General features: G+C 62.4%; 17 protein-coding genes. 11 read left to right on the top strand and 6 right to left on the bottom strand.

Annotated elements, in window-relative coordinates:
• Positions 1-5: 5 nt before the first annotated feature.
• Positions 6-491, bottom strand: a complete 486-nt coding sequence (gene ruvX / locus IV89_RS11170; RefSeq protein WP_037943920.1) for a Holliday junction resolvase RuvX — start codon at positions 489-491, stop codon at positions 6-8.
• Positions 488-1714, bottom strand: coding sequence for a c-type cytochrome biogenesis protein CcmI (gene ccmI, locus IV89_RS11165; protein ID WP_037943922.1), 1227 nt, complete (start codon positions 1712-1714; stop codon positions 488-490). Before ccmI ends, ruvX begins: the two co-directional genes overlap by 4 nt.
• Before the next feature lie 234 nt (positions 1715-1948).
• Here ccmI and IV89_RS11160 point away from each other — a divergent pair, with 234 nt between their 5' ends.
• The 8 genes from IV89_RS11160 to IV89_RS11125 all read left to right on the top strand — a co-directional run bounded on the left by IV89_RS11160 (position 1949) and on the right by IV89_RS11125 (position 9231).
• Complete coding sequence (locus IV89_RS11160; RefSeq protein ID WP_037944986.1) at positions 1949-3193, top strand: sarcosine oxidase subunit beta family protein; 1245 nt, start codon at positions 1949-1951, stop codon at positions 3191-3193.
• Between the two features lie 97 nt (positions 3194-3290).
• Positions 3291-3527, top strand: coding sequence for a hypothetical protein (locus tag IV89_RS11155; RefSeq protein ID WP_005852605.1), 237 nt, complete (start codon positions 3291-3293; stop codon positions 3525-3527).
• A 93-nt stretch (positions 3528-3620) separates the two neighbouring features.
• Positions 3621-3950 (top strand): sarcosine oxidase subunit delta, encoded by a 330-nt coding sequence (locus IV89_RS11150; protein ID WP_009826638.1) that lies wholly within the window; start codon positions 3621-3623, stop codon positions 3948-3950.
• A 79-nt stretch (positions 3951-4029) separates the two neighbouring features.
• Positions 4030-7047 (top strand): sarcosine oxidase subunit alpha family protein, encoded by a 3018-nt coding sequence (locus IV89_RS11145; RefSeq protein WP_037943924.1) that lies wholly within the window; start codon positions 4030-4032, stop codon positions 7045-7047.
• Positions 7040-7621, top strand: coding sequence for a sarcosine oxidase subunit gamma family protein (locus tag IV89_RS11140; protein ID WP_037943925.1), 582 nt, complete (start codon positions 7040-7042; stop codon positions 7619-7621). The genes IV89_RS11145 and IV89_RS11140 overlap by 8 nt, the downstream gene beginning before the upstream one ends.
• 195 nt (positions 7622-7816) lie before the next feature.
• On the top strand, positions 7817-8416 hold the full coding sequence (locus tag IV89_RS11135; RefSeq protein WP_005852611.1) for a superoxide dismutase: 600 nt from the start codon (positions 7817-7819) through the stop codon (positions 8414-8416).
• 123 nt (positions 8417-8539) lie between these two features.
• Positions 8540-8779: a hypothetical protein gene (locus IV89_RS11130; RefSeq protein ID WP_009826641.1), complete on the top strand. Its 240-nt coding sequence runs from the start codon at positions 8540-8542 to the stop codon at positions 8777-8779.
• Positions 8776-9231, top strand: a complete 456-nt coding sequence (locus tag IV89_RS11125; RefSeq protein WP_037943926.1) for a host attachment family protein — start codon at positions 8776-8778, stop codon at positions 9229-9231. The genes IV89_RS11130 and IV89_RS11125 overlap by 4 nt, the downstream gene beginning before the upstream one ends.
• Before the next feature lie 261 nt (positions 9232-9492).
• Here IV89_RS11125 and IV89_RS11120 read toward each other — a convergent pair whose 3' ends face one another.
• Entirely contained in the window at positions 9493-10047 is a 555-nt protein-coding gene (locus IV89_RS11120) for a TIGR00730 family Rossman fold protein (RefSeq protein ID WP_005852616.1), read from the bottom strand.
• 111 nt (positions 10048-10158) lie between these two features.
• Here IV89_RS11120 and IV89_RS11115 point away from each other — a divergent pair, with 111 nt between their 5' ends.
• Positions 10159-11418 carry an Ig-like domain-containing protein gene (locus IV89_RS11115; RefSeq protein ID WP_037943929.1) on the top strand — a complete coding sequence of 420 codons (1260 nt, stop codon included), beginning with the start codon at positions 10159-10161 and terminating at the stop codon, positions 11416-11418.
• Positions 11419-11562: 144 nt separating this feature from the next.
• The gene (locus IV89_RS11110) at positions 11563-13362 is read left to right on the top strand and encodes an ABC transporter ATP-binding protein/permease (protein ID WP_037944991.1); all 1800 of its coding nucleotides are present in this window, start codon (positions 11563-11565) and stop codon (positions 13360-13362) included.
• A gap of 32 nt (positions 13363-13394) precedes the next feature.
• Here the strand turns inward: IV89_RS11110 and IV89_RS11105 are convergent, their stop codons facing one another.
• Entirely contained in the window at positions 13395-13853 is a 459-nt protein-coding gene (locus IV89_RS11105) for a DUF302 domain-containing protein (RefSeq protein WP_037943931.1), read from the bottom strand.
• A gap of 235 nt (positions 13854-14088) precedes the next feature.
• Here IV89_RS11105 and IV89_RS11100 point away from each other — a divergent pair, with 235 nt between their 5' ends.
• Positions 14089-15315, top strand: coding sequence for a multidrug effflux MFS transporter (locus IV89_RS11100; RefSeq protein WP_005852622.1), 1227 nt, complete (start codon positions 14089-14091; stop codon positions 15313-15315).
• Positions 15316-15318: 3 nt separating this feature from the next.
• On the opposite strand, the gene IV89_RS11095 is transcribed toward IV89_RS11100, so the two are convergent.
• Positions 15319-19161 carry an efflux RND transporter permease subunit gene (locus IV89_RS11095; protein ID WP_037943932.1) on the bottom strand — a complete coding sequence of 1281 codons (3843 nt, stop codon included), beginning with the start codon at positions 19159-19161 and terminating at the stop codon, positions 15319-15321.
• Positions 19158-20408 carry an efflux RND transporter periplasmic adaptor subunit gene (locus IV89_RS11090; RefSeq protein ID WP_037943934.1) on the bottom strand — a complete coding sequence of 417 codons (1251 nt, stop codon included), beginning with the start codon at positions 20406-20408 and terminating at the stop codon, positions 19158-19160. Before IV89_RS11090 ends, IV89_RS11095 begins: the two co-directional genes overlap by 4 nt.
• Positions 20409-20496: the final 88 nt, after the last annotated feature.

Here is a 20496-nt window from a genome sequence, read left to right as displayed (position 1 = left end):
TGGCCTCAGGCCGACGCGCCCTGCGCCTTGATCACACGCAAACGGTCCAGCACCCCTTGCAGAATATAGCCCGCGGCTACGTGGTCGATCACCTCGGCGCGGCGGCGACGCGATGTATCGGCCTCCAGCAGCGCACGTTCCGCGGCGACCGTGCTCAGCCGTTCGTCCCAGAACCCGATGGGAATATCTCCCAGCCGGTCAAAGTTCCGCGCAAAGGCCCGTGTCGACTGACAGCGCGCGCCTTCCGATCCGTCCATATTGCGCGGCAGGCCCAGCACCACCCCGCCGATCCCGCGGGCGGCAATGATCTCTGACAGGCGGGCGGCATCAACCCCGAATTTCTTGCGGCGCACGGTTTCCAGCGGGGTGGCAATCGACAGAAAACTGTCGCTGACCGCAACGCCGATGGTCTTTTCCCCAAGGTCCAACCCGATCAACGCCTGCATCGGGGGCAGGGCGGCGGCAAAATCTGATATGTCGTCATAGATCATTCGGTCACCCCGGCGCGTTCGCCCGCGCGTTGAATATCATCCATCGCGGCGGGGTCATCGGCAAAGACCTCTACCGCATTCTCGTAAATCGCCCGTGCCCGCGCCGCTTCCCCAAGAACGCCAAGCGACGTGATCAACCGCGCCCAATCCTCGACCGGCCCGCCCTGGCTGGCAAGCCGCGACGACAGGCTTTCGACCATGCCGCCGATCATCTCCATCCGTTCGGCAGGGGTCATATCCTGCGCCGCGTCGATATCTTCGGCCGAGGGGCCGCGCAGCGCGCCGCTGCCAATCTCGGGCACGGTATAGTCCACACCGGCCATCGTGGCGATAGGGGTGATCTGCGCCAGAATAGGCGCGATCCACGGAGCATCTTCGGGGCCGCGGCGCAGCAACCCGTCCCACATGCGGAACGCCAGATCAGGGCGCCCGGTTTGCACCAGCATCAGCCCCCAATAATACCGCGCCGTGCCGTTTTCGACATCACGGGTCAGCACCGCGCGCAACACCGCTTCTGCTTCGGGCGAGACATAGCCCCCCGCCGCCATCACCAGCAGCTCCGCATAGCCCGACACATCGTCAATCGAGGCCTCCGCCCCCTTGAGGCGCACAACCTTGCCCTGCGCGGCGGCGGCGGCGGCATAGTTGCCAACGCGCGCCTCGTTCTGGGCCAGCAGGACATGGCCCTGCACATCATCGGGCCGCGCGGCAACCGTTTCGCGCAGGCGGGTCAGCAGCGCTTCATATTCGGGGCTGAGCTCGGGCGGCAAATCGGCGTCGGGTAGCTCTGCCTCGGCGGTGGCCTGATCGGGTCGGTTCCGGCGCATGTCTTCGGCCCGCGCGATACGGTCCTGCAACGCCAGATCCCCATAGCCGGGCGCACCCAACTGCCAGTAGAGCCCAAGGCTCCCGCCCAGCAAGACCAGCGCGATCACCACGATGACGACAGGCGACGGCGTGCCACTTGCGGCGGGAATATTTTGTCCGGCAGCATCCGCGGCCAGAATACGGCGCGAGATTTCGGTGCGCACGCGGATGGCGTCGGCTTCGGGCAACACCCCGCGCGCGACATCGCGTTCAACCTCGGCCAGCTGGTCGCGATAGACCTGCACATCATGGGCGGCACCGGTCTCGGCTGGCGCGCTGGCCCCACGGGTCAGGGCACGCGCCAGCAACACGGTCACAAGGGCGGCTCCGGCGGCGGCGATGATCCAGAAACTCATAAAGATGCGGTCCAGTAATTATAGCTGCTGCACACCTAACCGCTGCGGCGGCGTGACAAAAGAGGCCATATTGCTGCACCTTGTCGCGGTGGCGGCTTGGTTTTTGCCAGATTGCGGCGGATGTCGTAAAACTGTTAAGGAATGCCGCGCCGGGTATCCTCTTTTTCGCCCGAAGACCCAGAAAGAAGCCAAGCCTACGCCACGGCGTACGAATCTTTGCCGGAGACCGCTTTCATGAAGAAATACTCAGCCTTTGCCGTCGCCCGCGAAGCCCTGCGCCATCATACCGGCTGGCAGCGGGCCTGGCGCGATGCACAGCCGAAGAAACGCTATGACGTGATCATCGTCGGGGCCGGGGGGCATGGTCTGGCGACGGCCTATTACCTGGGTAAAAACTTCGGCATCACCAATGTCGCCATTCTGGAAAAAGGCTGGCTCGGGGGCGGCAACACGGGCCGCAACACCACCATCATCCGGTCCAACTACCTGCAAGACCCCTCCGCCGCGATCTATGAAAAGGCGCGGTCGCTTTACGAGACGATGAGCCAGGATCTGAACTATAACGTCATGTTCAGCCCGCGCGGCGTGATCATGCTGGCGCAGACCCATCACGAAGTGCGCGGCTATCAGCGCACGGCCCATGCCAACGCGCTGCAGGGGGTGCAGACCGAATTCATCGGGCCCGAAAAGGTCAAGGAACTGGTGCCGATCATCAATATCGACGGGCCACGTTATCCGGTTCTGGGCGGGCTCTGGCAGCGCCGTGGCGGCACGGCACGCCATGATGCGGTGGCCTGGGGCTATGCGCGGGCCTGTTCCGACATGGGCATGGACGTGATCCAGAAATGCGAGGTCATCGGCATCCGTCAGGAAAACGGCAAGGTGACGGGCGTGTCGACCAACCGTGGCGATATCGACTGTGACAAGCTGGGCATGGTGGTCGCCGGCCACTCTGGTCATCTGGCTGATATGGCAGGCTTCCGTCTGCCGATCGAATCTGTCGCCCTGCAAGCGCTGGTGTCAGAGCCGATCAAACCCTGCATGGATGTCGTGGTCATGGCCAATACGGTGCATGGCTACATGAGCCAGTCCGACAAGGGCGAGATGGTGATCGGCGGCGGGACGGATGGCTATAACAACTACACCCAACGCGGCTCTTTCCACCATATCGAGGAAACGGTCCGCGCCCTGGTCGAGACCTTCCCGATGGTGTCCCGTCTCAAGATGTTGCGCCAATGGGGCGGCATTGTGGATGTGACGGGGGACCGCTCTCCGATCCTGTCCAAAACGCCGGTCGAGGGCGTCTTCGTCAACTGTGGCTGGGGCACCGGCGGGTTCAAGGCGATCCCCGGCTCGGGCTGGGCCATGGCCGAGCTGATGGCCAAGGGACGGTCGCCGCTGACGGATGCCTTCGGCCTGAACCGGTTCCAAGAAGGGCGGTTCATCGACGAATCCGTGGCCGCCGGGGTGGCGCATTGATCGGCGCGCGGAAACCTGCCCGCCCTATGGGGCTGTGGAACTTTTTGCCCGTGAACGGGGTTTGCACTTCATATCAAGTTTATGAAGGACCATTTCCATGGCTACGCCTGACAACAACCAAGCGCCACACACCACCGTCAACAAAACCAGCGGCACCGGATCGGGGATCGTCATCGGCGTTCTCGTCGTTCTGGTCCTTGGCTTCGGCTTTTACTTCTTCGCCGGTGGCAACCCGATGGACGACTCTGGCGACATCAACGTCAATGTCGAAGGCGCGGCTGATGGTGCTGCCGATGCCGTTGAAGGCGCGGCCGAGGAAGCAACCGGCAACTAAGCCGCTTTCCACTCTATCCAATATGATCAAGGCTGGCCCTCGCACGGGGGCTGGCCTTTTTGCGTTTCAACCGACCCTAGAAAGGAGCGCCCCATGCTGACCCTGACATGCCCCAACTGCGGCATCACCGCCGAGGAAACCGAATTCCACGCGGGCGGCGAGGCGCATCTGAAACGTTTTGGTCCGGGGTCCTCGGATAGCGACTTCGAAAAATACCTGTTCATGCGGGAAAACCCCAAGGGCGTGCATTTTGAACGCTGGCGGCATGTCTATGGCTGTGGCAAATGGTTCCACGCCGCGCGCGATACCATGACGCTCGAAGTCTTCGGCACCTATACCGCCCAGACCAGCACGGTCCCGCAAGAGATCATCGACAAGATACAGGACCGTCGCCCCGATTGGCAGGCCTCCGCCGCCCCATGACCGCCGCCGTTCTTCATTTTGCCAAGAAAACTCCCGCCGGAGGCGCCCGCGCTTTCGCCCCACACCAAGGTTTGACTTCATGAGCACCAGAATTGCCACAGGCGGCCGCCTGCTGAACAAATCAAATGCTGTCAGTTTTTCGTTCAACGGAAAGCAGCTGCGCGGCTTCGAGGGCGATACCCTGGCCTCGGCCTTGCTGGCGAATGACCAGATGCTGGTGGGGCGGTCGTTCAAATACCACCGTCCGCGCGGCATCGTGGCGGCGGGCCCGGAAGAACCCAACGCGCTGGTGAACCTCGGGCAGGGCGACCGGTTCGAGCCCAACCAACGCGCCACGACCACCGATCTTTTCGACGGGCTCAAGGCGGAAAGCCAGAACCACTGGCCCAGCCTCGAATTCGACGTTGGCGCGATCAACAAACACCTGAGCCGCTTTCTGCCCGCGGGCTTCTACTACAAGATGTTCATCCACCCGCGCCCCTTCTGGAAGCATGTCTACGAGCCGATCATCCGCCACTCTGCCGGTCTGGGCAAAGCGCCCAAGGAGACCGATGGCGATACCTATGAGCATTTCCACGCCTTTTGCGATGTGCTGATCATCGGCGGCGGTGTCGCGGGGCTCGAAGCCGCGCGCACGGCGGCCCTGTCCGGTGCCAAGGTCATCGTGTTGGAACAGACCGCCCATTGGGGCGGCCGCGCGCCCGTGGATGGCGGTACGGTCGATGGCACGCCCGTCGCCGATTTCATCGACGCGCTGGTGGCAGAGCTGTCGGGGATGGCAAACGTCACCCTGCGCACCCGTGTCATGGGGGCGGGCGTCTATGACCACGGCTATGTGCTGGGCTATGAACGTCTGACGGACCACGCGCCCGAGACTGCCGGACCGCGCCACCGGCTCTGGCGCATTCGCGCAGGTCATATCGTGACCGCCACCGGCGCGATTGAACGTCCTTTGTCCTTTGCTGGCAATGACATTCCCGGCGTGATGCTGGCCGCATCTGTGCGGGATTATCTGGTGAACTATGGCGTGTTGGTCGGGGATCGCACGGTGGTGGTCACCAATAACGACGACGCCTACCGCACCGCCATCGCCTTGACCGAGGCCGGTCTGACCGTGCCCGCCATTCTGGATGCCCGCGTGCTGCCGCAGGATTCCGCGCTGATGACGCGCGCCAAAGATCTGGGCATTCGGGTGATGATGGGTCATGCCGTGGCGCGGGTCACAGGCGGCAAACGCGTCACGGGCGTAGAGGTGTGCAGCCAAGCGGGCGAGGGGGCGGTGCTTGAAACCTTCCCCTGTGACGCCGTGGCCATGTCCGGCGGCTGGTCGCCGGTGGTGCATCTGTGGTCCCATTGCGGCGGCAAGCTGACCTGGGATACCGCCGGGGCCATGTTCCGCCCCGATGTGAACAATCCGCCGCTGGGGGCGGATGGGCATGGTTTTGTCACCGCTGCCGGTGCCGCGGGTGGGTTCTTTGCGCTGGATGATATCTTGCACGACGCCCATGCCGCCGCCGATGGGGTGGTCACGACGCTGGGGTTCAAGCTGCCCGCCGATGCTGTCTCGCCGAACGCCGACCGGCAAGAGGAAGCGCCGCTCGCCCCCGTGTGGATGATGCCCCAAGGCGCGCATGTGAAGCTGCGCGAGAAGACGTGGCTGGATTATCAGAACGATGTCAAAGTGTCAGACGTGCGGCTTGCCGCGCAAGAAGGCTTTGTCAGCGTCGAACACGCCAAACGCTACACCACCTTGGGCATGGCGACGGATCAGGGGAAGCTCAGCAATATCAATGGGCTGGCAACGCTGGCGGGCGCGATGGATGCGGATATTCCCACCGTTGGGACCACCACCTTCCGCCCGCCGTACCACCCGATTTCGATGGGCGCGATCGCGGGCGAGGCGCGTGGCGATGTGTTCCAACCGATCCGCCGCACCCCGCTGCATGACTGGCACGACGCGAACGGTGCCGAATGGGAACCCGTCGGCCAGTGGCGACGCCCCTATGCTTATCCGCGCAAGGGCGAAACCACCCATGACGCGGTGATGCGCGAGGTCACCAACACGCGCAGCAAACTGGGGATGCTTGATGCCTCCACCCTGGGCAAGATCATCGTCAAGGGACCGGACGCGGGGCGCTTCCTCGATATGCTCTACACCAATATGATGAGCACGCTGAAACCGGGTAAATGCCGCTATGGCCTGATGTGTTCGGAAAACGGGTTCCTGATCGACGATGGTGTCGTTGCGCGGATCGATGACGACACCTTCTTGTGCCACACAACGACAGGCGGCGCGGAAAGCATCCACCAGCATATGGAAGAATGGCTCCAGACCGAGTGGTGGGATTTCAACGTCTATGTTGCCAATGTCACCGAGCAATATGCGCAGATCGCCGTGGTCGGCCCCAATGCACGCAAATGTCTGGAAAAGCTGGGCGGCATGGATGTCAGCAAGGACGCGCTGGCCTTTATGGAGTGGGCAGACGGCACGCTGGGGGGCTTCAAGTGCCGTGTTTACCGGATCTCTTTCTCGGGCGAGCTAAGCTACGAGATCGCGGTGGATGCAGGGCAGGGACAGGCCTTCTGGGATGCGCTGATGGTGGCGGGCAATGATCTGGGCGTGATGCCCTATGGGACCGAATGTCTGCACATCCTGCGCGCCGAAAAGGGCTTTATCATGATCGGGGACGAAACCGACGGCACTGTGATCCCGCAGGATCTGGGGCTGAACTGGGCGATCTCGAAAAAGAAAGACGACTACTTGGGCAAGCGCGCGCAGCAGCGGTCCCATATGGTGGACCCGACGCGCTGGAAGCTGGTGGGGCTGGAAACAACCGACGGCAGCACCCTGCCGGACGGGGCCTACGCCGTGGGCGAGGGCGAGAACGAGAACGGCCAGCGCAATGTGATCGGGCGCGTCACCTCGACCTATCATTCGCCGACCTTGGGTAAGGGGATCGCGATGGGGCTGGTGCTGAACGGGCCGGACCGCATGGGCGAGGTGATCGATTTCCCCGGGACCGACGGCAAGACCTATCAGGCGAAAATCGTCGATCCGGTGTTCTATGACAAAGAAGGGGCCAAGCAAAATGTCTGAGGCGGTAAGCGCGTTGAAAGCGGCGGAATTCACCGGCGGCATTGCCGAGGTGACCCTGATGGACCCGATTGGCATGATCTCTGTCCGCGGGGATCTGGGGGCGGGCTATATGAAGAAGGCGCTGAAAAAGGCCGTCGGCCTGGGCCTTCCCGACACCCGCAGCGTCCAGATCAACGGGGATCGCGGTGTCGCGTGGATGTCACCGGACGAGCTGTTGTTGCTCTGCCCCTACGATCAGGTCAGCGACACCATCGAGATGCTGACCAAATGCTTTGGCAGCAATCACACGCTGGCGGTCAATGTCTCGGACGCGCGGGCGGTGTTTCGCATCAGCGGGGCGCACAGCCGCGATGTGCTGGCCAAGCTCGCCCCGGTGGATCTGTCGCCAGACAGTTTCACCCCCGGCATGATCCGCCGCACGCGGCTGGCGCAGGTGCCGGCCGCGTTCTGGATCGAGGACGGCGACAGCTTCCGTTTGGTTTGCTTCCGCTCGGTCGCGCAATATGTGTTTGATCTGCTTAAAACCGCGGCACAGGCCGGGTCCGCCCCCGAATATTATAGCGCCGCGCGGTAAGCCGCTGGTCAGGGGCAGGGCGGCAGACTGGCGGGAACATTCGCCCCAGCCAGCCGTTTTACCCTTAAGCGGGTGACGATAGAAGCGCCCCGTCAGCTGTGCCGGTTTCCCCCTTGCGGGTCGATCAGCACTTGACCTTATGACGGGACGGGCTTCATGTGACCCAGACGCAATTCAATAACGGAGGCTTTTCTCATGGCTTTTACTCTTCCTGATCTTCCCTATGCCCACGATGCGCTTGCATCCAAAGGTATGTCCAAGGAAACGCTGGAATATCACCACGATAAGCACCACAACGCCTATGTGACCAACGGCAACAAAGCCATTGAAGGCACCGAGTGGGAAGGCAAGACCCTCGAGGAAATCATCAAGGGCACCTACAACCCTGACGCGGTTGCGCAAAGCGGTATCTTCAACAACATCAGCCAACTGTGGAACCACAACCAGTTCTGGGAAATGATGTCCCCCGAAGACAGCAAAATGCCGTCCGAGCTGGAAAAAGCGATCACCGAAAGCTTTGGCTCTGTCGATAAGTTCAAGGATGAATTCAAAGCAGCGGGCGGCGGTCAGTTCGGCTCCGGTTGGGCGTGGCTGGTCAAGGACACCGACGGTGGCCTGAAAGTGACCAAGACCGAAAACGGCGTGAACCCTGTCTGTTTCGGTCAGACCGCACTGCTGGGCTGCGACGTTTGGGAGCACTCCTACTACATCGATTTCCGCAACGCGCGCCCCGACTACCTGTCGAACTTCCTCGACAATCTGGTCAACTGGGACAATGTCGCGTCGCGCATGTAATCGCGATATGATGGGTTAAGGCATCGCGCCAACCTGTTGAAATATTTATGTGAAAGGCCCTGCAGCATTCCGCTGTGGGGCCTTTTCTTGTGGAACCGCGGGCGTGATTGGGGCGTTTTACCCATGAACCCACAAGATGAGAAGGAGACCACGATGGCAGAGCGTCACAGATCGAAGGACGGCGTCAAGGAAACCGACAAATACATCAGCGAAGCCGATGATATTGACCATCAGGGCCGCTCGGGCGGGGGGCTGCAACGCGATGTCGGCACACAAGACGAAGAGAAACAGGTGGTCGACAAACCCGGCGCTGACACCCGCGTCACTGGCGAAGACAAACGCAACCACGGAGAAGACGCATGACCAAGATTGAAAATGGCACTTGGGTGCTGATCGCAGACGGTGAAAAAGCGCTGTTCATGGTGAATGAAACCGACGGAGAGGATCCGTTCCTGCAGGTCTTCCGCGAGGAAGAGCAGGACAACCCGCCCAACCGCGATCAGGCCGCCAATCGTCGTGGACGCTTCAACGATGGCCCGTCCGTGCACCGCTCGGCTGTGGACGACACCGACTGGCACCAGCTGTCCAAGGACCGCTTTGCCAGCGAGCTGGCGGATATCCTGTACAAACAGGCGCATAAGGGCAGGTTCGATAAGATCATTCTGGTCGCACCGCCGAACACTCTGGGCGAGTTGCGTCACGAGATGCACAAAGAGGTCGCAGACAAAGTCGTGGGCGAAATCCCCAAGACGCTGACGAACCACCCCATCGAAGAGATCGAGAATATCGTGAAATCGACGCTTGAAACAGCGTGAGGATGTGGCCGCTTAGCAACAGTAGAAATCTGGCTATGCGGCCAAATCTATAGGTATCCGGGTTGCCGCAGGGCGGTGATTTGAAAGGGCATCCAGACGTGGGTGCCCTTTGCTGTGTCGCGCGTGCTAGCGGCAACAGGGAGTATGGCGTTGGCCGCTTTAACCTACCGCCTATAGCACTCCTGATCCTGCTTCGCCGCCGATCAACCCGATGCCGCGCAGGCGCTTTCTGCACTAGCGCGCGAGCTGCCGTGCGTACCTCTATGCGGTCAGGCTACGGCGCAGAACGTCCAGCGCGCCGTCAACGTCATCGACCGTATCCACATAGCCAAGCAGGCTTTCTTCGGCAAAGCCGCGGGCGACGACATGATCCAGAAGCGCTGTGAGAGGATCCCAGTAACCATTTGTATTCAATAGGATTACCGGCTTCTGATGTAGCCCCAACTGGCGCCAGGTCAGCACTTCGAACAGCTCGTCCAGTGATCCGGCACCGCCGGGCAGGACCACGACGGCATCGCAATTCATGAACATCACCTTTTTGCGTTCATGCATGGTTTCGGTCACGACATAGGTGGTCAGATCGGTCTTGCCGACCTCCCATTTCACCAGATGATCGGGGATCACGCCAAAGGTCGTGCCGCCCGCCGTTTGCGCTGCGCGTGCAACGGTGCCCATCAGCCCCACGTCCCCCGCGCCATAGACCAGCCGCCAATCGTTCTGCGCCAAAGCGCGCCCCAAAGCGTCGGCTTGTGCGGTATATTCGGGGTCATCACCGGGGCGCGAGCCGCAGTAAACACATACGGATTTCTGGATCATAAACGGGAGTCCTTTTTGCGAATATGCACATGGCATGCAGCTGCATTTTGACCCGTGATAGCCTGCTTGGTACAAGTCCTCAATGTGGGGAAGTTCAAAGGGATGAACGGGATGTGGGTGTTTCAAACGCGGGGTGCTCAGTTTGCGGGCACCGCGCTGGTCGTGGCGGTTGCCGTTGCGGGATATATCTGGTCGCAAGATGCGGGTCCCGTCGTACCGGATACGGCGAAAGACACTGCCGCCCAGCCGAAACCCGCGGCCCAGCCCCCCGCGCAGACCGCCACCGCACCCCAAGACACCAAGGCCGCCGCCACCGTTCCCCCTGCGCCGCAAACGCCTGACCCTGCCGCATCGCCCGCCACCCCCAGCTTTGACGAGGTGCGCCGCGAGGGGGACGGGATGACCGTGATCGCAGGCCGCGCAGCACCAGGGGCCCGCGTCAGCGTCATCAGCAACGGGGCAGAGGTCGCCAGCGCGCAGGCCGACCGCTCTGGCAAATTCGCCACGCTTGCCATTTTGCCGCCCGATGGCAGCGGCAAGATCCTGAGCCTGAGCGCGGATGCCGAAACAGGCCCCGTCGCCTCGGTCGAGGAAGTCATCTTGGCCCCGATCACCGCACCTGCCGTGGCGCAGGTGGCACTGTCGGATACATCAGACGTATCAATTGACAGCACATCAGAGACCACGCCAGAGACCACGTCCGACGACACCGCACCTGAAACGGCCTCCGCCCCGGTCGCGGAACCGCTGGGGGAAGCACCCGATGACAGTGCCCCCGAGATGACCGAGATCGCCGCTGTGACGCCGCAGCCCGATCCCGCGTCCCCCACAGAAGATGCGCCCGTCGCCCTGTTGAAATCCGACGCCGATGGTGTGGAATTACTGCCCGGCACCGCGCCCGAGGTGACCGACCGTATCGCGCTTGACACGATCACCTATTCCGATGAGGGCGAGGTCCGGCTGGCGGGGCGCGCACAGGCGCAGGCGTCTTCCGTGCGGGTCTATCTGGACAACCGCAGCGTCGGCGCGCTTGAGGTGGACCCCCAAGGCCGTTGGCGCGGCGATATCGAGGATATCAAGACCGGCATCTACACCCTGCGCGTGGACGAGTTGGATCAGGGCGGCGACGTGATCAGCCGCGTGGAAACCCCGTTCAAACGTGAATCCCCCGAGGTGCTGGCCCGTGCCACCGCAGACAACGACGGCCCGATCAAGGCGGTGACCGTGCAGGAAGGGGCTACGCTTTGGGCCATCGCGCGCGAACGCTACGGTGACCCGACGCTCTATGTGCGCGTCTTTGCCGCCAACCGCTCATCAATCCGAGATCCCGATCTGATCTACCCCGGTCAGGTCTTTGATCTGCCCGATTGAAGAGCGGCTATGCGGGCAGATGAAACTGCTGCACTGGCATGATCCGGCTGACGGCCCTATGTAAGGGGCAACCACACAGGATCGTTCATGTCAGCCGATAGCCCGCGCACTGCCAGCCAGCCCAAACCCGCCACCCAATATCCCATGACAGAAGAGGAGATCGCCCAAGCTGCAGAGCGGCAGTCGAACCTGCTTGTCTTGCGCAAGGTGGCCCCGTACCTGTGGCCCGACGATATGCCTTGGGTCAAGAAACGCGTGGTCTGGGCGCTGATCTTCTTGGTGGTGTCCAAGCTGATTTCTGTTGTTATTCCCGTACTTTACAAAGACGCGGTGGATGCTCTCGCGAATGAGGGCGTGCCGTTTCTGGCGCTTGGCGCGGTGGGGTTGACGATCGCCTATGGTATGGCCCGCGCGATGAACGTGGGTTTTCAACAGCTGCGCGACGCGGTTTTTGCCCGTGTTGGCCAGCGCGCCCTGCGGATGCTTGCGCTAGAGACGTTCGAGCATATCCACAAGCTGTCGATGCGCTATCACATCACGCGCAAGACCGGCGGGCTGAGCCGGATCATCGAACGCGGGGTCAAGGGTGTGGAATTCCTGCTCCGCTTCTTGCTTTTCTCGATCGGGCCGCTGATTCTGGAGCTGCTGCTGGTCGGCATCATCCTGACCGTGCTGTTTGACGCGTGGTATCTGCTGATCGTGACGGTCACCATCGGGCTTTACGTCTGGTTTACCTTCGCGGTGACCGAGTGGCGCGTGAAGCTGCGCCGCCAGATGAACGACCGCGACACAGATGCCAACCAAAAGGCTATCGACAGCCTGCTGAACTATGAAACCGTCAAGTATTTCGTCGCCGAACAGCGCGAGGCGCAGCGCTATGACGCGGCGATGGCGGGCTATGAAGAGGCGGCGATCAAGACGAACTACTCGCTTGCCTTCCTGAACTTCGGCCAGTCGTTGCTGATCACCTGCGGGTTGGTGGGCGTGATGATCCTGGCCGCTATCGGGGTGCAGAACGGTGATCTTACCGTGGGGGATTTCGTCATGGTCAACGCCTATATGGTGCAGTTGACCGTGCCGCTGAACTTCCTTGGCACCGTCTATCGCGAAATCCGTCAGGCGCTGGTCGATATGGGGCAGATGTTCACGCTGCTCGATCAACCGGCCGAAATCTCGGACAAGCCTGATGCCCCTGCGCTGCAAGTCTCGGGTGGGCGTGTCACGCTGGACAACGTGCGCTTTGGCTATGACGACGACCGAGAGATCCTCAAGGGCGTGTCGATCGAAGCCGCCCCGGGCGAGATGGTGGCGATTGTCGGCTCTACCGGATCGGGGAAATCCACCATCGGGCGTTTGCTGTTCCGGTTCTACGATGTGCAAGGCGGTGCCGTGCGTGTGGACGGGCAAGATGTCCGCGATGTGACCCAAGACAGCCTGCACCGCGCGATTGGCGTGGTGCCTCAGGATACCGTGCTGTTCAACGATACCATCGGCTATAACATCGCCTATGGCCGCGATAACGCCACGCAAGAAGACATCGAAGCCGCGGCGAAATCGGCGCAGATCCACGACTTTATCCAGCGTTTGCCCCACGGGTATGAAACCGCTGTGGGTGAACGTGGGCTGAAACTGTCGGGAGGGGAAAAGCAGCGTGTCGGTATCGCGCGGACCCTGCTGAAAAACCCGCCGATCCTGCTGCTGGACGAAGCAACAAGCGCGCTGGACAGCGAGACGGAGCACGAGATTCAGGATGCCCTGCGTCAGGCGGGCAAGGGGCGCACGGTGCTGACAATCGCGCACCGCCTGTCCACCGTGGCCGAGGCCGACCGTATCGTCGTGCTGGAACAGGGCGAGGTGGTCGAGCAGGGCACCCATGACGATCTGCTGGCACGCAACGGGCGCTATGCGCAACTGTGGCAACGCCAGCAATCCGAGGGCGAATAGCTGGCGCCACAAAGGTTCGGTCGGCGCGGGGGTTATTCCTCCGCGATGGCCTTGTCGGTGAGCTTGTCCAGCGCGCCGGTCATTTTGGTCAGATATTCCGCGTCATCGGGCAACCCGTGGTCTGCGGCCAAAGTGGCGGGGTCGTGGTAGCTGACATGCACCATGCCGCTGTCATCGGCATAGGCCAGCACGCGCATGGGCAGGTCTAGACCAGCGGTCTGACCATCCAGCATCGCAGGCGTGCCCAGCTTGGGGTTGCCAAAGATCAGCAATGTGGTCGGGCGCAGCTCCATATCCACTTTGGTCGCCCCTTCGGCGTGGTCCACGCGGGCAAAGACCGTGGCACCGGCTTCGGTCACGGCAGCTTCCAGACGGTCGATTGTGTCGGGCACAGAATGGGGGCTCATCTTGGTGATAATATCGGCGGCGGCTGGTAGGGCGGCCAGCGCCGTGAGGGCGAGCGTTGTCGCGGCGAGTGTCTTGCGGATCATGAGGTCTCTCCTTCGGTTTGCGCGGCCCGCAGGCCACGGCTTCCCTCTGGAACCTAGTACGTCTTGCCCCACGAACGAGCAAAATTCGATCAACAAGCAGTGAATTGCCGGTATATGCATACAAACAACATGGTGCATTCTTGCCGTCGGGTGCATATGTGCTAGCTCAGCGCTGGCCGAGCGCCACGACGCGCGGCACCCCCACAGCCTTGCCCATAAATTTGAAGGACTACCCATGCCTGCCGGAATGTTCCGTACCGCCCTTATTCTTGGCTCTATCTGTGTGACAGGTCCTTTTGCCATCGACATGTATCTGCCTGCCTTGCCCGCGATCGAAGAGGCGCTGGATGTCTCTGTCTCGGCGGCCCAGATCACACTGGTCGCCTATTTCCTCGCCTATGGCGTGTCGCAGCTGGTCTATGGGCCGCTGTCCGACCAGATCGGGCGCAAAAAGACCCTTGCCATCGGGATGAGCATTTTCTGCGTCGGCGCGGTGATCTGCGCTGTGGCCCCCGACATCGAGACGCTGGTCTTGGGGCGTCTGGTGCAGGGCATCGGCGGGGCGACGGTAATGGTTATTCCCCGTGCCATCGTGCGCGATATGTACACCGGTGCGCAGGCGACGCGGTTGATGTCGTCGATCATGCTGGTGATCTCGGTCTCGCCCATGCTGGCCCCCTTGGCGGGCAGCGCGGTGGTGAGTTTCGGCAGCTGGCGCGAGATTTTCCTCGCCCTCGCGATCCTTGCGGCGGCGACGTTGACGATGGCGCAGATCGCGCTGCCCGAGACGCTGACCGCAGACAAGCGCCGCAAGGTCAATCTGCGCGAGCTGTCGCGTAGCTGTGGTATCCTTTTCCGCGATCCGGTGTTCGTCGGCCTGACCTTCATCGCGGGTTTCGGCATGGCGAGCTTCTTCTTGTTCATCTCCAGCGCGTCCTTCGTCTACACCGGTCAATTCGGGCTGACCCCGACCGAGTTCTCGCTGGCCTTCGCCTTTAACGCGGTGGGGTTCTTTATCGCGACACAGGCGGCGGGGCGTCTGGCGGATATGTGGGGGCTTGCCACGCTGATCGGGCGCGGTGTCACCGGCTTTGCCGTCTGCTCTGCGCTGTTGACGGGCGTTGTGCTGGCCGGTTTCGGCACGCTGCCGGTGCTGTTGATCGGGCTGTTTCTGGCCTATTCCTTTCTGGGGGTCGTTGTGCCTTCGGCGATGGTCGCGGCACTTGATGCCCACGGGCGGCGCGCGGGTATGGCGTCCTCGCTCAGCGGAAGCCTGACAATGCTGACGGGGGCCTTTTGCATCGCTGCGACGACGCCGTTCTTTGACGGCACCGCTGTGCCCATGGTGGTGAGCATCGCGCTGTGTGGTGTGGCGGCATTGGCGCTGGTGATCTTTACCATGCCCAAGCTGCGCCAGCAGCAGGAGGCCGCGGCGGCCGACCAGATGCCCGCCGCGGCCTAAGGGTCACTCCGCCGGTGGGGTATGGGCCGGCGGTCCGGTGTCCTCCCACTGGATCACGGTTGTTTGCAGCCTGCGTGCGTCTCGGGCCAGCGCCCAGTCCTGCGCGGATTTGCTGGCGCGCCCCAGCGACATCTTGGCCAGCAGCCGCGCGATCCAGCGGGCGTAGGTGGTGGCCCACACGCGGATCGCCAACAGTGACGGGGTGACCAGCAGCGTCAGCACCGTCGCGATGCCCAGACCAAAGACCACCGCCGTTGCCAGCTGTTTCCACCACAGCGCTGTGGGGCTGTCGATGGTGTAGCCGCCATTGGCAAAGTCGAGGCTAAGCCCGAACATCATCGGCGCAAGCCCTGCCATTGTGGTGATGGTGGTCAGCAGTACGGGGCGGATACGGGCCTGCGCCGTGCGAATGATCGCCTCGATCCGCGGCATGTACTGGCTGAACTCCTGATAGGTATCGATCAGGATGATGTTATTGTTCACCACAATCCCCGCCAGCGCCACGATCCCCGTGCCCGTCATGATGATCGAAAACGTCTGATCCATCACCAACATGCCAATCAGCACGCCCGTGGTCGATAGCACCACCGCCAGCAGCACCAGCACCGAGTTGTAGATGCTGTTGAACTGCGCCAGCAGGATGATGAACATCAACCCCAGTGCCGCGGTAAAGGCCGAGGACAAGAACGCCTGACTTTCGGCCTGATCCTCTTGGTCGCCGGTCCATTCATAGCTGACGCCCGCGGGCAGGGGCCGGGTTTCCAGCCATTTGGTCAGCTCCGCAATCCGTTCGTTGGCATTGATCGGGATCATGCGCAGGGTGCCATTGTCCAGCTCTTGTTGCAGATCGACGCCTTGGGCGGCATTGGTCCGGTTGGTGATCTTGAAGGCCGCGCCCTCGGGCCCCGTGATATCGCCCGCGTCCCCCGCAGGGCGCATCGTAGCGAGGGTGATTGTCGTCTCGCCCGTCTGTCCTGTGCCCGCCTGTTCTGTGCCCGCTTTCGCGGCACCTTGGGAGGCATCCACCGTGCGCACCAGCTTGACCAGCCCGGGGAAGACATCGGCCTTCACATCAAGATAGCGTTTCTGGTCGATCCGGTTGATCTCTGCCAGCTTGGGCACGGGGGTGCGGGTGATAAAGTTCGACAGCGGCACCAGCCCATCCGCCGTGCGCACCTTCAGCGTGTCCAGCGTGCTGAGCACACGGTCTTCTTGCGGCAGGCGCACCCTGATCTCGATCTCTTCGTCCGAACTGTCGACCCGCATCGTGTCCAGCAGCAGCCCGCGGGTGACCAGCTGTACCATCGCGCCGACGGTGACCACATCAGCCCCGTATTGCCCCGCCTTGGCGACATCCACGTCGATCTGCCAGTCGATGCCGGGCAGGGGACGGGTGTCTTCGATCAGGGTCAAGCCGGGGGTTTTCTCGAAGGTGTCACGGGCCTGTGCCGTCGCGGCGATCAGGTCAGTGAAACTGTCGGATTTCAGACGCAGATGCACCGGCTTGCCCGACGCAGGGCCGCGCGCCTGTGCAAGGATTTCGATCTTGATGCCGGGGATCGCGCTCAGCGCTTCCGTGAGCTCTGCGATCACGATGTCGCCGTCCAGTTCCGGGCGCAGGGCGCGGTCTTCCCACGGGATGGTTTCAAGCTGCACCTGACCGATGCTGTCCTTGGGGGCCTGCGCCCCGCCGGTATTGCTGTCGAGCCCGCCCTCACCAGCAAAGGCAAAGGCGGTAGAGACACCGGGATGCGCCAGCACAATCGCCTCCGCCTGCTGCATGATCGCGTCTTTTTCCGCCAGCGACAGGTTGCCCCTTGCCAGCACATAGACAATCGCTTGCTCGGGTTCGGATTCGACAAAGAATTCCACGCCTTTGCTGTTGTTGCCAAAGAAGATCATTGTGGTGCCGACAAAGACAAAGACGACCCCCGCGACCACCAGCGGCATCACCGGATTGCCCGCGATAAAGGCAATGAGCCGCCCGAAGCCAGATCGACGGTAGCCGGCCTTGATCACGGTGGGCTCTTTGCGGAACAGCCGCGATGTGACCCAGCGGCCCCCGCGGCCCATGCGGGTGAACAACGCGAAAAAGCTGGTCAGCCCCAAAAGCACGCCCGATATCGCCACCGCCACCAGCGCGCAGAGCACCGCGATGCAGATAAAGACCACAGCAAAGACCGGAATGACCGAGCCAAGGATATCCAGCCCGTCCATGCCCGCGAACTGCGCCGAGATCACGGCAAACAGCGGCTGCATCAGCGCCAGCGGCAGGGCGATCATCGCGGCGACAATGGGAAACAGCAGCAGATGCAGATAGAACCGCAGCTTGGCGATGGCAGTCATATTCTGCGCCATCCAGCGTTCCAGCCGTCCGGTGACGCCGCCCATGACGGGTAGATAGATCAGCGCCACCACAAGCGAGGCGGAGAGCACAAAGATCAGCGTGACCGGCAACATGCCCATGAACTCCCCCGGGACGCCGGGCCAGAACAGCATGGGCAGGAACGCGCAAAGGGTGGTCGCGGTGGACGAGATGATGGGCCAGAACATGCGTTTGGCGGCCTCGACATAGGCGGCCATGGGGCCTTCGCCCTGTTGCTGGCGCGCGTCGGCATATTCCACCACAACAATCGCGCCATCCACCAGCATCCCCACCGCAAGGATCAGCCCGAACATCACGATGTTCGAGATGGAGATCCCCATCAGCGCGAGAAAGGCAAAACACAGCAGGAACGACGTGGGAATCGCAAAGCCCACCAGCAGGGCCGCACGGATCCCCAGGGCGGCAAGCACCACGATCATCACCAGCGCAATCGCGGTAAAGACCGACCCCAGAAGCTGCTGCACCATACTGTCGACGATGCGGCTTTGGTCGTTCGAGGTGCCAAGCGTGACAGCGGCTTTCAGCCCCTCTGGCCAGGCGGCGCTTTGGGCGGCGACGATCTCTTTCACCTGGGTGGAGGTGTCGATCAGGTTATAGCCCTTGCGTTTGACCACCTGCAGCGCCAGCGTCTTTTCCCCGTTGAACCGTGCGGTGCCTTCGCGGTCTTCAAAGGTCAGGTTGATGGTCGCCAGATCGCCCAGTGTCACCACGCGGTCGCCGTTGGTCTTGACCGGCAGCGCATAGACATCGCGCGGTTCATCAAAGGAGGACGGGATCTTGACCGAGAAACTGCCCTGATCCGATTGCACTTCGCCCGCGGCAATCAACTGGTTGTTATTCTGCACCACATTGATCAGCTCGCCCGCGGTCACGTCATAGGCTTCCAGCCGCAAGGGATCGATCAGCACCTCAAGCATCTCGTCACGGTCGCCCGCCAACCCTGCTTCAAGCACCGCATCCACACCTTCCAGCGCGTCCTGCAGATCACGCGCGACGCGGGCCATGGTACGTTCGGGTACGGGGCCGGTCAGGTTGACGATGATGATGGGGAATTCGGAAAAGTTGATCTCTGTGATCGAATATTTCTCGTAGCCTTCGGGGAATTTGGATTCCGCCGTGCTCATCGCGTCGCGCACATCGGCCATGATCTTGGACTTGTCCCAGCCGAATTCGAATTCCAGCGCGACACCGGCGTAGTTTTCGGCGGCGGTGCCGGTCATGGTCTTCAGGCCGTCCAGATCGGAAAGCTCCGTCTCCATCGGTTTGACCAGCAGGGTTTCGCTATCCGCGGCAGAGATGCCCGGAAACTGGACCGAGACGAAAAGCGCGGGGATCTCGATGTCGGGCTCGCCCTCTTTGGGCAGGGTGGAGTAGGCGTAGCCCCCCACCACGAGGCTCAGCAGGATAAACGCCATGACCATACGGGCACGGCCCGCGGCCCAATCGACCATGCCGCTCATTCCGGGGCCTCGTCGCGGAAGGTCGGGGTCACGGTCACGCCAGCGGTGACATATTCCTGTCCCAGAACGATGACATCTGCCTGTTCAGGCAGGCCGGTGACCCAGATGCCTTCGGGCGTGTCGCGCACAAGTGTGACTGCGGCGAAATCAACGGTATTCGCGGCGTCGATCAGACGCACGCCAAGGGTGCCGTCATCATTCAGCGTCAGGGCCGATTGCGGCAGCAGATGCGCCTCGACCCCGGCCGAGGCGATGGCGATTTCGGCGGTCTGGCCGTCGCGGATGCTCAGATCGGGGTTGGGCACCTCGATTTCCACCTGAAAGGTGCGCGTCGTCGGATCGGAGGCGCGCGAGATAAAAGTGACGGTGCCTGCGATCTCGCGGTCGCCCGCGGCCAGCCGCGCCTGCGCCTGCGCGCCAAGGCTGACGCGGTCAACCTCGGTCTCGGGGACAAAGCCCACCAGTTTGATCGGGTCAAGCTGGATCACCTGCGCACAAAGCGATCCGGTTTGCAGCAGGCTGCCAAGCTCTGCGGTGTCGCTTTCCAGCAGCCCTTCGAACGGCGCGGTGAGGGTCAGCCGGTCAATCTCGGCCTGGGTGCTGGCGACGGCGGCCTCCGCAGCCTCAATGCCGGAATGTGCCGCATTCAGCCCCGCCTCGGCGGAGCTGAGTGCGGCGCGCGCGGCGGCGACAGCTGCTTCGGCGGTGGCCAGCGTGGTCTGCGACGAAAACCCGCCTTCGCCCAGTTTTTGTGCCGCGTTCAGCTTGATCAGGGTTTCATCCAGACGGGCCTGCGCCTCGGCCACACGGGCCTGTGCCTCCGGGACGCGGGATTGTGCTTCGTTGCGGCGGGCTTGCGCCTCTGCCTGTTGCGCGCCACGGGTGCCGGGGTCCAGCTCGCACAGCACATCGCCCGCTTTCACGGTCGCGCCCTTGCGCAGCGGGGCCGATACCACAACGGCTGAGGTTTCCGCCTTCACCGCCACCTGCCGCGCCGCCGTGGTCTGACCGCGCACGATCACGGCAGAGGCGAGCGGTGCCGCCGCGCTGCGCTGCACCACGACCTTCACCCGCGCGGGCTCTGCCACATCGGAGGGGGACGCGGTATCGGCGCTGTCGGCATCGACCGCAGGCGCCGGAGGTTGCGCGGCCCCCTGTGCAAGCCCCAACAGGGCGTCACGTTCGAAAATTGCCATATACATCAGGGCGGAAACGGCGATGGCCGCCAGAAGGGGGAAGATGCGCATTCGGGCCTCGGTTCAGTAAACGCGGGCGTTGCGGCACCGCAGTATGTCGTATGCTATAGGGCCAAATGCTTAAGCGAATAAAACTGAA

The organism is Sulfitobacter sp. CB2047 (assembly GCF_000735125.2).
Classification (GTDB): Bacteria; Pseudomonadota; Alphaproteobacteria; order Rhodobacterales; family Rhodobacteraceae; genus Sulfitobacter; species Sulfitobacter pontiacus.
This window is presented reverse-complemented; position numbering and strand designations above follow the sequence as displayed.

Bases quoted from the DNA above. Each gene is read 5' to 3' on its own strand.
- ruvX (WP_037943920.1), bottom strand. From the start codon at position 491: ATGATCTATGACGACATATCAGATTTTGCCGCCGCCCTGCCCCCGATG.
- ccmI (WP_037943922.1), bottom strand. From the start codon at position 1,714: ATGAGTTTCTGGATCATCGCCGCCGCCGGAGCCGCCCTTGTGACCGTG.
- IV89_RS11160 (WP_037944986.1), top strand. From the start codon at position 1,949: ATGAAGAAATACTCAGCCTTTGCCGTCGCCCGCGAAGCCCTGCGCCAT.
- IV89_RS11155 (WP_005852605.1), top strand. From the start codon at position 3,291: ATGGCTACGCCTGACAACAACCAAGCGCCACACACCACCGTCAACAAA.
- IV89_RS11150 (WP_009826638.1), top strand. From the start codon at position 3,621: ATGCTGACCCTGACATGCCCCAACTGCGGCATCACCGCCGAGGAAACC.
- IV89_RS11145 (WP_037943924.1), top strand. From the start codon at position 4,030: ATGAGCACCAGAATTGCCACAGGCGGCCGCCTGCTGAACAAATCAAAT.
- IV89_RS11140 (WP_037943925.1), top strand. From the start codon at position 7,040: ATGTCTGAGGCGGTAAGCGCGTTGAAAGCGGCGGAATTCACCGGCGGC.
- IV89_RS11135 (WP_005852611.1), top strand. From the start codon at position 7,817: ATGGCTTTTACTCTTCCTGATCTTCCCTATGCCCACGATGCGCTTGCA.
- IV89_RS11130 (WP_009826641.1), top strand. From the start codon at position 8,540: ATGAACCCACAAGATGAGAAGGAGACCACGATGGCAGAGCGTCACAGA.
- IV89_RS11125 (WP_037943926.1), top strand. From the start codon at position 8,776: ATGACCAAGATTGAAAATGGCACTTGGGTGCTGATCGCAGACGGTGAA.
- IV89_RS11120 (WP_005852616.1), bottom strand. From the start codon at position 10,047: ATGATCCAGAAATCCGTATGTGTTTACTGCGGCTCGCGCCCCGGTGAT.
- IV89_RS11115 (WP_037943929.1), top strand. From the start codon at position 10,159: ATGTGGGTGTTTCAAACGCGGGGTGCTCAGTTTGCGGGCACCGCGCTG.
- IV89_RS11110 (WP_037944991.1), top strand. From the start codon at position 11,563: ATGACAGAAGAGGAGATCGCCCAAGCTGCAGAGCGGCAGTCGAACCTG.
- IV89_RS11105 (WP_037943931.1), bottom strand. From the start codon at position 13,853: ATGATCCGCAAGACACTCGCCGCGACAACGCTCGCCCTCACGGCGCTG.
- IV89_RS11100 (WP_005852622.1), top strand. From the start codon at position 14,089: ATGCCTGCCGGAATGTTCCGTACCGCCCTTATTCTTGGCTCTATCTGT.
- IV89_RS11095 (WP_037943932.1), bottom strand. From the start codon at position 19,161: ATGAGCGGCATGGTCGATTGGGCCGCGGGCCGTGCCCGTATGGTCATG.
- IV89_RS11090 (WP_037943934.1), bottom strand. From the start codon at position 20,408: ATGCGCATCTTCCCCCTTCTGGCGGCCATCGCCGTTTCCGCCCTGATG.